This window comes from Erwinia sp. JH02 (genome assembly GCF_013074405.1).
Taxonomy (GTDB): domain Bacteria; phylum Pseudomonadota; class Gammaproteobacteria; order Enterobacterales; family Enterobacteriaceae; genus Erwinia; species Erwinia rhapontici.
In genome coordinates this window covers 34,762-47,641 of the sequence record NZ_JABANZ010000008.1, presented here as the reverse complement: position 1 = coordinate 47,641, position 12,880 = coordinate 34,762, and the positions used below count along the sequence as shown (strand labels likewise).

Annotated in this window: 14 protein-coding genes and 1 pseudogene; 9 read left to right on the top strand and 6 right to left on the bottom strand. The window is 51.3% G+C overall.

The genetic code is table 11. The annotated features are described in order from the left end of the window. Position 1 precedes the first annotated feature (1 nt). The gene (locus HHI26_RS18965; RefSeq protein WP_171149524.1) at positions 2 to 634 is read left to right on the top strand and encodes a hypothetical protein; all 633 of its coding nucleotides are present in this window, start codon (positions 2 to 4) and stop codon (positions 632 to 634) included. Between the two features lie 439 nt (positions 635 to 1,073). Here HHI26_RS18965 and HHI26_RS18960 read toward each other — a convergent pair whose 3' ends face one another. Together HHI26_RS18960 and HHI26_RS18955 are read right to left on the bottom strand one after the other, a co-directional pair. After that, positions 1,074 to 1,319: an ogr/Delta-like zinc finger family protein gene (locus tag HHI26_RS18960; RefSeq protein ID WP_171149523.1), complete on the bottom strand. Its 246-nt coding sequence runs from the start codon at positions 1,317 to 1,319 to the stop codon at positions 1,074 to 1,076. Beyond that, positions 1,316 to 2,026 (bottom strand): hypothetical protein, encoded by a 711-nt coding sequence (locus HHI26_RS18955; protein ID WP_171149522.1) that lies wholly within the window; start codon positions 2,024 to 2,026, stop codon positions 1,316 to 1,318. Before HHI26_RS18955 ends, HHI26_RS18960 begins: the two co-directional genes overlap by 4 nt. Positions 2,027 to 2,569: 543 nt before the next feature. On the opposite strand from HHI26_RS18955, the gene HHI26_RS18950 reads away from it, so the two are divergent. From HHI26_RS18950 to HHI26_RS18915, 8 genes and pseudogenes are all read left to right on the top strand, one after another. Further along, positions 2,570 to 2,827, top strand: a complete 258-nt coding sequence (locus HHI26_RS18950) for an AlpA family transcriptional regulator (protein ID WP_171149521.1) — start codon at positions 2,570 to 2,572, stop codon at positions 2,825 to 2,827. Continuing rightward, entirely contained in the window at positions 2,824 to 3,072 is a 249-nt protein-coding gene (locus HHI26_RS18945) for a hypothetical protein (protein WP_171149520.1), read from the top strand. The genes HHI26_RS18950 and HHI26_RS18945 overlap by 4 nt, the downstream gene beginning before the upstream one ends. 13 nt (positions 3,073 to 3,085) lie before the next feature. After that, a complete protein-coding gene (locus HHI26_RS18940; RefSeq protein WP_171149519.1) occupies positions 3,086 to 3,613 on the top strand; it encodes a host cell division inhibitor Icd-like protein in 528 nt (175 codons plus the stop codon). Further along, positions 3,610 to 3,873: a hypothetical protein gene (locus tag HHI26_RS18935; protein WP_171149518.1), complete on the top strand. Its 264-nt coding sequence runs from the start codon at positions 3,610 to 3,612 to the stop codon at positions 3,871 to 3,873. The genes HHI26_RS18940 and HHI26_RS18935 overlap by 4 nt, the downstream gene beginning before the upstream one ends. After that, on the top strand, positions 3,863 to 4,201 hold the full coding sequence (locus HHI26_RS18930) for a DUF5375 family protein (RefSeq protein WP_171149517.1): 339 nt from the start codon (positions 3,863 to 3,865) through the stop codon (positions 4,199 to 4,201). Before HHI26_RS18935 ends, HHI26_RS18930 begins: the two co-directional genes overlap by 11 nt. 14 nt (positions 4,202 to 4,215) lie before the next feature. Beyond that, positions 4,216 to 6,537 (top strand): primase-helicase zinc-binding domain-containing protein, encoded by a 2,322-nt coding sequence (locus HHI26_RS18925; protein ID WP_171149516.1) that lies wholly within the window; start codon positions 4,216 to 4,218, stop codon positions 6,535 to 6,537. Positions 6,538 to 7,115: 578 nt separating this feature from the next. Continuing rightward, complete coding sequence (locus HHI26_RS18920) at positions 7,116 to 8,096, top strand: DUF6602 domain-containing protein (protein WP_346775694.1); 981 nt, start codon at positions 7,116 to 7,118, stop codon at positions 8,094 to 8,096. 940 nt (positions 8,097 to 9,036) lie between these two features. After that, positions 9,037 to 9,312: pseudogene (locus HHI26_RS18915) on the top strand (DNA-binding protein); the annotation flags it as partial. Between the two features lie 40 nt (positions 9,313 to 9,352). On the opposite strand, the gene HHI26_RS18910 reads toward HHI26_RS18915, so the two are convergent. From HHI26_RS18910 to HHI26_RS18895, 4 genes are all read right to left on the bottom strand, one after another. Further along, positions 9,353 to 9,685 (bottom strand): hypothetical protein, encoded by a 333-nt coding sequence (locus tag HHI26_RS18910; RefSeq protein ID WP_171149514.1) that lies wholly within the window; start codon positions 9,683 to 9,685, stop codon positions 9,353 to 9,355. Then, positions 9,642 to 9,914, bottom strand: coding sequence for a hypothetical protein (locus tag HHI26_RS18905; protein WP_171149513.1), 273 nt, complete (start codon positions 9,912 to 9,914; stop codon positions 9,642 to 9,644). The genes HHI26_RS18910 and HHI26_RS18905 overlap by 44 nt, the downstream gene beginning before the upstream one ends. Positions 9,915 to 10,252: 338 nt before the next feature. After that, entirely contained in the window at positions 10,253 to 10,714 is a 462-nt protein-coding gene (locus HHI26_RS18900) for a hypothetical protein (protein ID WP_171149512.1), read from the bottom strand. A gap of 559 nt (positions 10,715 to 11,273) precedes the next feature. Further along, entirely contained in the window at positions 11,274 to 12,803 is a 1,530-nt protein-coding gene (locus tag HHI26_RS18895) for a VENN motif pre-toxin domain-containing protein (protein WP_171149511.1), read from the bottom strand. Positions 12,804 to 12,880: the final 77 nt, after the last annotated feature.

Genomic DNA, 12,880 nt, shown 5'->3' with positions numbered 1-12,880 from the left:
AATGACTGATTTAGAATTAAAACGACATGAAGATGCTATGAAGCTAGAGCAACTAAAGTTAAAAATTGATGTTTGGAAAACGGTTATTGACGTCCAAAAACATTTTAATGACCTTGAGATGAAGGTCAGAAACTTTGGCATTCTAATATTATCGGCTTTTATTGGCGCCATTGGTGTAAGTTTTAATTCTGGCTCTGAATTTATAGCCTTTGGATATAATCACTCTGTTGCTGCCATTCTCGCTTTAGGTGCATCCATTGTTTGGTTATTGTTCTATTTTGTCGATGTATATTGGTACCACCCTTTGCTTCTTGGAGCTGTTAGAAAGGGACTAGCACTTGAACAAGAGATCGCATCTGACCTCCCAAATATAAACCTTACGGAAACTATAGGTAATAGCAGCCCAAAAAACATTTTGTTCTGGAAAAATATGCACAGTACTGGAAAGGCCAATTTATTCTATTTTGGGGTTTTAAGTGTTCTGCTAGCCATATGTATCGCGCTATTAATCTTTAAGGCCCCACAAAAAACAAACCAACTAAACAAAATAAATATCGAAGCAACTTGCACCAGGAATAGCAATTACAATGGAGTTAACTGCATTATCGCATCCCCGTCGAGCGACAATAAATAGAAAACAATATTTCAACCACTAATGCTAAATAATATCCCTATGCGCCTACTTCATGGGCGCATTTTTACGTCCTTACCCCCCTTTTGAATGCTCGTCACAACATATACAGCGATAACCCACCCAACGCTGTTACATAGCCAAAACAGTACAACGAGGTATAGGCCTTAGGTAATAGAAATAAATAATCCACCCAGCGCGCAATGCTACCCCCGCCTCGCCTGCCCGCTTTATCGGTCGTATTTAATGCAGCTGCATGAGGTGGCTCAGGCCGCGCCATGCCTGCCTTTAATGGGGATTATATGCCCTGCAATCTGCATGCAAATCCATGCACCTTATGCATGCACGGCTCTTTACAAAGCGGGCTGGCCAGAAAAAGGGCTTTCAAAGGACGAACGGCGGGCAAAAAAAAGCCGCTGTGGTGGCAGCGGCTGAAGGGGGATTAATGCGACCGGAAGGCTGAACCATAGCGCCCGATTGTTTGCGCCTTACTCTGCGACACTGGAGGCACTGGCTGCGTTTCCTGCTGAGGCGGGCAGGTGATGACCTTTGTAATGTTTTCGTGCGTCTTGAACGTGCATGAGCAGTCGAGGTTAGTGCACTGGTGATAGCGCTCCTTCACCTGCTCGGACATATACCGGCTTGATTTGGCATGTGCAGGGCTTTTGCAGAATGGGCAGTGCATCATAATGCTTTTCCTCCTTCAATCACTTCGCGCTGCGCTCTGATACGCTCTCCCAGTTTTGCGCGGGATTGCGGACTGCGATACAGGTCCATATCAACGCCAGTCAGGGGCGGTGTGTGCATGCCAATGTTCTTAAGTGCCGGTATCTCCTCCAGCATCTTCAGAGGCAGCGCCGATGCCGTTCTCGTCAGTCTGCTGCCAATCAGTCCCGCGACTGCGCCTGATGCGCTGCCACCTTCACCGTGCGTGGGCAGGATTTCCTCGCGCTGAAGCCGCAGGCGAATGGCCCACAGTAGCTCGGGGCTGATGGTTTTCATCGCGGCTTCCCAGTGCCGGTCGGTGATTTCCTCAAAGGCCGTCCGGTACGTCTCAACATACGCTTTGCCGCTGGAGCAGCAAGCGAGCATTGCACTCTGCTTATCCAGTTCAAGCACCGATATCAGGCCGGTAAACTCGTCGGCCAGCTCCCGGCTGGCAATACGCTGGCTGTGCTCTGCCTTTAGCTCATCGGTCAGTTGACCCCGCAGACTACGAAAACGGCTGCGCCAGTTGGTTTCGGCTTCCTTTCCCGCCTCAATTGCTGCCTTTCGCTCTTTATCACAGCGTAAAATATCAGCGCAGATAGTGTTATAGCGCTTCATGTTCTCCGTGTGTTTCGCCCTGGCGACTTCAAACTTCTCTGTTGCGGTCTGCGGCTCTGCGTTGCTCATGGTGGTATCTCGTCGTCTGTAAAGGGTGAGGCCATTCTGCTGCGTACCAACAAACAAATCATTTCATTGCCTCTTGCCTGTCAGTGAGCAAACAGACCCGCCTCAGCCCTGATATACCCCCTTTGAGATTTTAGTTTTACTAAAACTATTCACTACTGTTCACCTTAAGAAAAAAGATAATAAATACAGTAAGTAATGGGGTGAACACTCTGGTGATGAGTATTCACCGGGTGTTCACCACTGTTCACCTTTCCTTTGAAGAGCTTTTTCTCTGGTGAGCTTTTTTTAGAACTTTTAACTCCATTTTTCTTGTTTTCCCCTTATTTTGATTATGAATAAAGTACAGAAATTATTCAGCTCATCACTATTCAGTTCTATCCAGTTCTATTCAGTAACACGTTACTTTTTCTGGTGGACAAAGTGTGTTTTTTGACCGACCCCACCTTGTTGCATCCGGGGTAAATATGCTGAAAATAAGGGGTTACCGAAACAGTACCGCCGGAACCGGCCAGCGCCGCACGGATACAAAAACGAGGTAACACCATGATTTGCACTTCTCCTTCATCTACCCCTGCTATCCCGCCAGCGGGCCATCTGCACTACCCGCGTGATCGCTTTATGCGCCTGCCCGAAGTCATCAGCACCTGCGGCCTGTCACGCTCGACCATCTACGACTTAATCAGCCGGGAGCAGTTTCCGTCGCAGATTTCCCTCGGCGGCAAGAACGTCGCCTGGCTGGCGTCAGAGATTGACGACTGGATGCAGGCCCGTATCGCGCAGCGCGCAGGCGGTGCGGCATGATCGCCCTCAATATAGGCACCCGCAGCTTTCCCCTGACGCCTGACGAAGCGGCATACCTGGCTCAAAACCTGCTGGCCGCCGCTACCGGAAAGACCGGCGTTATCCCTGCCTTTAACAGCGGCGCGCACGGGCATATCTGCGTGCGAACAGAGCGGCAGAAGCCTGAAGCCGTAAACGGTGGAAAAGAAAAAGCGACGTTCCGATCAAATCCGCAGCAGTCCGATCACGTCCTGACCGATTGCTGAGGAAAACGGCCCGATGTGTGAAAAAAGCCTTTTCTCTGGCGAGCCGCCGGTCTATAGTTTTCCCGCTGCCGCAAAATCGGCAGCCGGGCGTAGGAACCCGAGCTTAATCTTGGCGACACAGCACGCGCCACGCGTGTTTTTTTGTGTCTTCGCCTCAGTGCACCCATTTTACGGGCAACGGTTCTCACGCCGTTATACCGTCTGCGTAATGGTGGCCCGGGCGGGGCAGCCTTCGGGCTGGCCGGTTTCCAAGGTTGCCGGTATTCCTACCCCCGTCCGGGCTACCACCCATGAGTGTAGGAACTCCGGTGGTAGCTTTAAACAGCTAACCTTGGAGACTGCCATCATGGCTACGGCTCATCATACCGCTCACCCCGAATTCACCTTTATCTTTGCCGCCGTCCGTCGCTCACGCGCTGACGCCCGTCCCTGCATGCTGCGCACCGTGGCCGCCGACGAGCGCACCGCCCGCCTGAGCCTGGTGCGTGACTACATGCTGTCGTTTGCCGGGCGCGTGCCCGTTAAGGCGGTGGCCGCATGAATACCCTGTCCGCACGCATGCACGGCGACGAAACCTACGCCATCCCTCACGCCGACTTCCTGCGCCTCCAGCACGCCCACGGCGTCGGCGTCACCGTTCTCGATATGTTCTCGCTGGTCATTGCCACCGGCGACAGGCGTCACGTCCCTGACGGCGAGGCGCTGGCCTCGGTGATTGCCCTGCTGACCGACCAGCTCGGCAAGGTAGTCGCCACCTGTGAGAACGGCTTTATGGAACAGGAGCTGCGCCATGACTGCTAACCACTCCTGCCTCCCGGTGGAGGTGCGCACCGCCGTTTACCGCCGCGCGCTGGCGCAAGGCTACCTCAACGCCTGCGGGCAACAGGGCATCCGCGTTGCGGCGACTCTCGACGAACTGCAGATGACCATCGCCCTCGAGCTGGAGGGCTTTTATGTGCGCCGCCACGGCCCGGAGGCGGGCATGGAGATGGCCTGCACCATGCTGGCCGATATGGTCGGGTCTGACCTGCTGACCGCACCGCCGCGACTGACCCCGCTCGGCGTCACCATGATGGACGAGCTGTTCTGCGGGCAGCTTTGCGCCGCCAGCCGCGCCACGCTGCACTGAGGGAGAAGCAGACCATGAAACAGATTGTCTCAGACACCGTAAAAAGCGCCGCCGGTCAGTGGCCGCTGCTGCTGCCCGCACTTGGCATCCCCGTTACCACGGGCGGCCATCACGGCCCCTGTCCGGCCTGCGGCGGCAAAGACCGCTTCCGCTTTGACGACCGCGACGGTCGCGGCACCTGGCTTTGCAACCAGTGCGGGGCCGGTGACGGTCTGAACCTGGTGGAAAAGGTGCTGGAAGTGGGCGCAAAGGAGGCCGCGCTAAAGGTGGCCGCCATGCTCGGCACGCTGCCCGCGTCCGGTCTGCCGGTGAAAGCGGAAAAGAGCGCGGAGGAGAAAGTCCGCGCCCAGGCTGAGTCGGCAGAGCGGGCCGCCGGGCTGATTGCCACCGCCGTGGCCCGTACCGACAACGCCTACCTGCTGGCGAAAGGGCTGGACGGTACGCGGGCGCTGACGCTGGCCGCCAGCGTGCGCTGCGGCGGCATCGCCTTTCAGGCCGGTGACCTGCTGGTGCCACTCACCGACGCGGAGGGCCGCGTGGTTAACGTGCAGCTCATTAACGCAGCGGGCGACAAGCGCACCCTGCCGGACGGGCGGGTAAAGGGCAGCTTCCACCTGTGCGGCGTCCCGGACGGTAAAACGCTCTGGCTGACCGAAGGGGTTGCCACCGGCCTGACCGTGCACCGCCTCACCGGCCAGGCGGTTTACGTAGCCCTGAGTGCGAACAACCTCCCGGAGCTGGCGCGCCAGCTTCGGGGGCAGTACCCGGACGCGCTGATGCTGCTGGCCGCTGACAATGACGACAACGGCGCGGGCCAGCGCAAGGCTGAAGAGGCCGCGAAAGCCTGCGACGGAAAGACGGCCCTGCCGCCGGTGGCGGGTGACTGGAACGACCTGTGGACGACGCAGGGCGATACCGCCGCCCGTGCGCTGCTGACCGCGTTCACGCAGCCGCCTGCGCCCGGCCCGTTTGAGTCGGTGAGCGAGGCCGACCTGAAAGGCATGAGCGCCAGTGAAAAGGCGGAACTGCTGGTTGTGCACTACGGCAACGCGCTGGCCGTGCCGCCGGTGGGGGAGGAAATCTGCCGCTACGAAAACGGCGCCTGGCTGGTCGTGCCCCAGCAGACGCTGCGCCGGGAGATTGCCGCGCTGTTCCAGACCGCCCGCGCCCCGTTCTCCGCCGCCGGGATTAACAGCATCCTGGACACCCTGAAGCTGATGGTGCCGCAGATGGGCGACCCGGCGCGCCGCCTGATTGGCTTTCGTAACGGGGTGTATGACACCGCCACCGGCACCTTCAGCCCGCACGACCGGGAGAACTGGCTGCGCTCGGTGAACAGCGTGAGCTACACCGCGCCGAAGCCGGGGGAAAGCCTCGCAGAGCATGCGCCGAACTTCTGGAAGTGGCTGACGCGGGCCGCCGGTTGCAATCATGACAAGCAGGAGCGTATTCTCGCGGCGCTCTTTATGGTGCTGGCGAACCGCTACGACTGGCAGATGTTTCTTGAAGTGACCGGCCCCGGCGGCAGCGGGAAAAGCATGATGGCGGAAATCGGCACCCTGCTGGCCGGGAAGGACAACACCACCTCCGCCAGCATTGAAACGCTGGAGTCGCCGCGCGAGCGTGCCAGCGTGGTTGGCTACTCGTTTATCACCCTGCCGGACCAGGAGAAGTGGAGCGGGGACGGCGCGGGCATCAAGGCGATTACCGGCGGCGACGCGGTGGCGATTGACCCGAAGTACCGCGACGCCTACTCGGCCTATATCCCGGCGGTGATACTGGCGGTGAACAACAACCCGATGCGTTTCAGCGACCGCAGCGGGGGCGTGTCGCGCCGCCGGGTTATCCTGCCGTTCCCGGAGGCGATACCGCCGGACGAGCGCGACCCTCAGCTGCTGGACAAAATCCGGCTGGAGCTGGCGGTCATCGTGCGCCACCTGATGCAGCGCTTTGCCAGGCCAGAGGAAGCCAGAAAGCTGCTCCAGGCACAGCAGACCTCGGGCGAGGCGCTGGAAATAAAACGCCACGCGGATCCGCTGGTCGACTTCTGCGGCTACCTGATGCCGCTGGCAACCCCGACCGGGCTGTTTATCGGCAATGCCAATATCCGGCCCCTGAACCCGAAGCGCTACCTGTACCACGCGTATCTGTCGTTTATGGAGTCCAGGGGGCATCAGCACCCCATGAGCCTGACGGCGTTCGGGCAGGCCATACCGCAGACGCTGAAGGAGTACGAAATAGAACTGCTGAAGCGCAAAACGAGGAACGGCATTCAAACCAGCCTGGAGCTGAGTGACGAATGCGAATCTGACTGGTTGCCGCGCTGTGATGGCTAATTACTCTCGATAAGATCAAACCGGCTTAGGCCGGTTTGTGCCAGATGCGGACGTTTCAGAAGCCAGCTCTTTTTATCAAAAACCTTTTGGGGTCAGTTTGGCGATCGGGCAATTTTGTACGTTAATCACATTATTTAACCAATCTCGATGCGTAAGGGATTGATTTTACGTCAGCAGTTATCGCTCTTAAATTGTCACTCTTGAAGTGTCGCATTTAGGTTACCCGATTAAGGACAAATCCCTGAAAACGCTGTTTGGCGCGGGAGTTACACCATATTGCTACAGCTAAGCCTATTTTTTGAACAGGCTTAGCGTACAAAAATTTCCGATCGCCAAACTTATCCCTAAAAATGAAATCCATAAAAAATCTCATAGTTTTGGTGGCTTTGAACGCTAGTTAATTATATATATACAGTACTTAATGGTGTTGGATGGTTCACAAGTTATAAAATCTCTAAAAGAGGATGGAACATTGACATGAGCATTATTTCAGAAAAAAATATCATCTAGGATAAAAACATTAAAACAAGAGTATGCTGTAAATAAAAATGTAGAACACCAGGGGGTAAAGGGGGGGGTTGAATGAAATAGAGTTGATAAAAATAATAAAAGACGTCATTCCAAGAAGGTATGAGATTTCAAGAGGTATAATGGAGAACTCACATGGTGACCAATCAAATGAAAGTGATATTATTGTTTATGATAACGAAATATTACCACCATATATAAATAATGATCTTGCTTTCGTTCCTATCGAAGCAGTTAGATATAACATTGAGATTAAATCAACTTTGACAGTTAAAGAGTTGAAAACAACAATTGGAAAGTTTAGAAGATTTCGATCAATTGGCGGAAAGTCTCCAACCGTTCTATTTGCATTTTCAAGTAATGCCAAGAAAAGTGAATTGAGCAGATATTATGATAACGATACCAATTTCTTGGCAAACCCAGCCATTGGCGTACTCTGCATTTCTGATAAGTGTTACTACTACAAACACACAGAGATTAAATATTTAAAAGACTACCTTAGCAATTCTGATATGCTTAAAGCCTTTATGAAAGATGATAATATGATGATATCAAACTTTACAGATGCCATTCAAGACACTTTAAAAAATGATGAACTTCTATCAAGTTTAACAAGATCTCAATTCGCCCTATTATTGCAATCTTCTATTATAGCCAAAGAAATAACTTCAGATCTTGACACAAAAAAAATAACAATAAACGGAATTAATTTTGATAAAATAACTTTTAAAATACATCAATGGATTGGAGTTGAGTGCAACGATAATGATGTTGAGTTATCATTTTTTTCTGGAATATCAAACACATTATCTAAAGAAACATTTGGTGATTATTTACTTAATGAAAGGAAAGCAGAACCCAAGGTTTTTTCGATATGCTGTGAGGATATGTGGGGTAATCTAAGTTGTCAGAAATTTGATAAAAACGGTCTAGGTGATGAATTTAAAAATTTAAATTTCAGTTTTCAAAGCTCAGCTGAAGAAAGTAAAATAACTTTTTCCTTTAAACAAAACCCACCACTTGAAGAATAAAACCCGCATAAAATGGGTTCTGTCGGCCACCTGATTGACTATACCTTTGCGACCTGTATGCCGCAGAGGACGTTTTTCAATGTTCTTTAGTTATTACTAGCAGTACCCTTCCTGATAAACTGGGGGCAGGAGGTAAGTTTTGCTCCGCCCAATCCTCGGTCCTTCTGTAAGCATCCCGGTAACCTTATCATTCACTTTTGAGATTATACAGTAACTCAAGGTCCGCTCCTCGCTCATAGCCGTCATACAACTTTTACGATGGCTTAACTCTCTGCTTGAATGTGACCAGCTCAGTCTGAGCACCTTAGCCACCCAAAACCATTGAACCGGCTCAGGCCAGATTTTTGGGCTTTGAGATAGGAGTGTTCACCCGGGGTGAAGAGTGGTGAAGAGTCACGGTATAACTGATCATCGATTAAACCATTGAAATTTATTACAAAAATAGCAAAGGTGAACAGGGTGAACAGTTTTCTAGAAAATCATTTTTCTTTGGCATTAGTTCAGTCCTTTACTCAGAAGAATGATCTCACCCAGATTGCTTGTGTATAAGATTGTGTATAGGAATAAATGTTTCTTTACGGAAAATTCAATAAAAACATGAAATTAAAGTGTTTTTATCACTCCTGTGATCTTCCGCCAAACATTGCCTCTCATACTCTCCTGAATTCAATAAATCCCCCTTCATTGCTGGTTATTTACATTGTTGGTGTCTTTGCAAGTCAACCAGTAAATATCATGCTTCCGCACGTACCAAGACACTATCTCGCCGGGCTGAGTTCATGGCTTATCTCTAATGGATACTACTGACTTTCCAGAACATGGTGAAAGCTGAAAGCAGGATTTATCAGTAACAGTCGATTTTTTGAGTAAAGAGATCCCGCCCCGATCTCTGGCATACTAAACAACTCAAACGCGCTAAATCAGACCAAGCGGAGGCAACATGACAAAGGAACACATTATTCAGTCCCCGGCAGGCGAGTTTGTCATGTTTGCCAGCAGTGATGGGAGTGTGCGCGTCGAATGTCGATTTGAACAAGAGACGCTGTGGCTTTCGCAAGCAGCTATCGCCGATCTGTACCAGGTTACACCTCAAGCCATTACTCAGCATATCAAAGCCATTTACGAAGAAGGCGAACTTGAACAAAACGCAACCTGTAAGTCTTACTTACAAGTTCAAAAAGAAGGCGCTCGTCAGGTAAGCCGCAATACGCTTCACTCTCTTTGTCGAATATCTGGCTGATGCTGCCGTTGGCGTTCTACGCGTCGCGGCTGAGGTTCGCCACGTCCTGAGCCTGTTTATCTTGGTCGCGGATGAGCAGGGTGCCGTCGCTGACGGCGGCCCTGGTGGTGCCGCTGTCGTGGCCGTCTTTATTGACGCCCGCCAGCAGGGTATTGGCCATTAAGGGCCGCTGGATGGAGACGTTTGAGTTTGATACCGGTAAGCTGGCGATTATCACCTTGGAGCTTGGGCGCATGGTGAATAACTGAATATTAATATCTGAACAGCAGGCAAAAATCCCAGCCAAACGGCTGGGATTTTCAGGGTTAATGAGAATCTGATGGCGGCTTTTTACGGGCTTTGCGTTCATCCAGTTTGGCGAAAAGCCATGAACGCGAACCTCCTGCAACCCCTGCAATAACGCTTACAACTATAATATCGATGATTACTTTTCTGGTTAAAATTACCTTGCCATCAAAAATTAAATCAATAGCAGCATTAGCTATAAAAAAGAAAATAAAACAACAAAAAGTAAGATAAAAAATACTTAAAAATAAAAGTGTTAAAGTTATCTTATGCCTTTTTTTATTTACTAGCATTATTAGTATCCTTTTCATTCAATTTATCTTTCACTTTATTACCAAGAAACTCTCCCCCAACAGAACCAATAGCATCACTTACAAAGCCAGAACCGGGGCCTCTGCGCGCCCGCTGGTGATGCTCAGGTTGTTGTAACGGTTAAACCTCCCTTAGGGGAGCCTGGGGTGATGAGGGCGCTATGCCAGGTGTGCGGTAAGCTGTACGCCCGTAAGCAGAGGCACATCACCGAGTTTATCCTGGTAATTGCGGACCGCAGAAGCGGGCGGCCAATGTGTAACTAAGTAGTTATAAAGTAAAAGTCCCAACAGTAAGGTTGGGACTTTTTAATTCATGAAATTTAATTAATTATGAATATAATCAACCATGTTATATATGCTAGTCTTGATAGCCAAAGAAAAATCGCACCAAAAGATAGATCTAGTTTTGTTAAAAAAATCCTAATAAAAAAAAGTGATTTTTTATCATCAACCAATCCTTGGTAAAAATATTTACCATATAATGCAAAGAGAAAAAATGATATACCTCCGGAAAGGTTAGATATCAATAGTAAATTATCAAAAACTCTGCGGTGTTCAGCGATTGCAGCTGCTATATAGGCAAGAACAAGCAACATCAGTGCACAATTTGATAGTGTGTCACGTTTAAAAAACATAAAATTAAAGTAAAGCAAGGAGTCCTTGCTTATCTTAGGCCCACCAAGTCTTCTATATACAAAAATAAAAAAACATACTCCCCACAGCAACAAAAAAAACAACATCATAAACGATGATGCATTAAGATAAATATCATTTGAAATCATGGCGGTATACCTCCTTAGTTGAATCACCGTTCCGGCCATTACCCTAAGGGCGGCTGGCTGAAGGAGGTGGGGTTTGATACCGGGGCACCGCTCAGCGTCTGGATACTGCCGGACTGTCTGATACTGACGTTGAGATCACCCTCAGCGGAGCCGGAGGTGATGAGGGGGCTGTGCCAGGTGTGCGGTACGCTGTACGCCCGCAAGCAGCGGTAGATCCCCCGAGTTTATCCTGGTGATTGCCGGACCGCAGAAGCGGGCGATTAAGGTGTAACTGACTGGTTATCAGGTAAAATCCCAACCGTAGAGGTTGGGATTACTATTTTATTACGGAGCTGAGGGGGGGGATGGCTTCTCTTTCGACATAAGGCACTGCCCTACACCGATAATAATTCCGCATCCAACTGATATTTCAGCTCCTCTGATTAGGTCATTTCGATCAAAATCAAAATCACCCACTAAAAAATAGGATGCTAGAGATATAAGCAACCGACCACCTACAAGAGTAATGAAAAGGCCAGCTGTCCATGAAGTGACCAATACTATTAAGAGTTTAATTTTCTTATTTTGCATCATTTTTTTTCTCCAATTTCTGCTGAACTTTTTCGGTCAGATTCTGTGCGGAACTTCCAAGGTATTCAGAACCAGCAGATTCAGCTACAGCTCCTGTGAGTTTAGGTATAGCAAACTGAGGTATTGTAGTTTGCAGTCGCTCCACACCTTTTCCTATAGTGGCACCGCCAAGGGTTCCCAAGCCTGCACCGATCATCGGGGCTGTAGCATCTTTCCCCTGTAACTTAGCACCTACATATGCACCGGTAATGCTTGCAGTTTCAGTTAACCAGAGCCCTTTACCTTGGGTTAATCCACTGATACCAGTGGCTATAAGCGCATCAGTAGCACTGAATGCCTCCCCGCTGTTCAGTTGATTAAACACGTTAGCCGATCCACCGATTGCGCCCGCACCGATAACACTTCCCACCGTTGCTGTAGCTGGCAACAGAACAGGTACCACAATCGTGGTTGCACCTGCACCCCACGCCGTTAATAACCCGGTAGCTGGGTTCTGTCCAGCAGGTAAATCACCCTGTGCCAGCTTATCCAGCCCGGCCTGTTTCTGCTCCAGCGTCAGATTGTTATCCTGGGCATACTGATCCCATGAGGCAACCGCCTGACCGTAGCTCATCAGACCGCCCGGCAGGCTCATGTCGTTATTCTCCGCCGTCGTCTTCCCTGCCTGCGCGGCATAAACCGCACTTCCTGTACTGTCCCCGGCCAGGCCACCGGCCAGCCCGGATGACAGGGTTGCCAGAGCGCTCAGCGTCTGTTTCTGCGTTTCGGTCAGGTCAGCAACCGGGGTATCACCGTACAGCTGGTCCTTCAGTATCCCTGCGGTTATCTCGCCGAGCGCCGCGCCGGTCGCGCCCGCTGCGGCATTCTGCCCCTGGGCGGCCGCCAGCGCGGCGCCGACGATGGCGTGGGCCACCGCTTTCGCTTCTGGGTTATTGTCGATACCCATTCTGTGACCAATCGCCTCGGCCAGATACGGTGCTGAACCGTTAGCAATGGCCGCAGCGATATCGCCGCCCGCCAGGCCCTGAACCACGGCGGTGGCGGCCTGGATACCCTGCTGGACGGCGCCGCCGGTGCCGAGCCCGGTGGCGTTAAAGGCCTGGTCGTAGAAGTTCTGATAAACCTGGCCGTTGATGGCGTTCTCATCCGGGGTCTGACCCGGATGGGCTTTCACCCAGTCTTTCTGCGCCTGGTCCCTGTCGGCATCGGTGATACTGCCCATCTTGTCTTTTGCATCTTTCGCCGCGCTGATGGCGCCCTGGGTACGCACGATATCCGACACCTGGGTGCTGATTTCACCAATCAGCTGCGCCTGCTGAATGCGCTTCTGCTCTTTCTCTTTGTCGAATATCTGGCTGATGCTGCCGTTGGCGTTCTCCGCGTCGCGGCTGAGGTTTGCCACGTCCTGGGCCTGTTTATCCTGGTCGCGGATGACCAGGGTGCCGTCGCTGACGGCGGCTTTCGTGGTGCCGATGTCGTGGCCGTCTTTATTGACGCCCGCCAGCAGGGTGTTGGCCATGTTGCCGATGGCCTGGCCGCCGATGCTGGGGTTATATTAAAAAACGATCTCATAAGGCACATAACAAAGATATGATT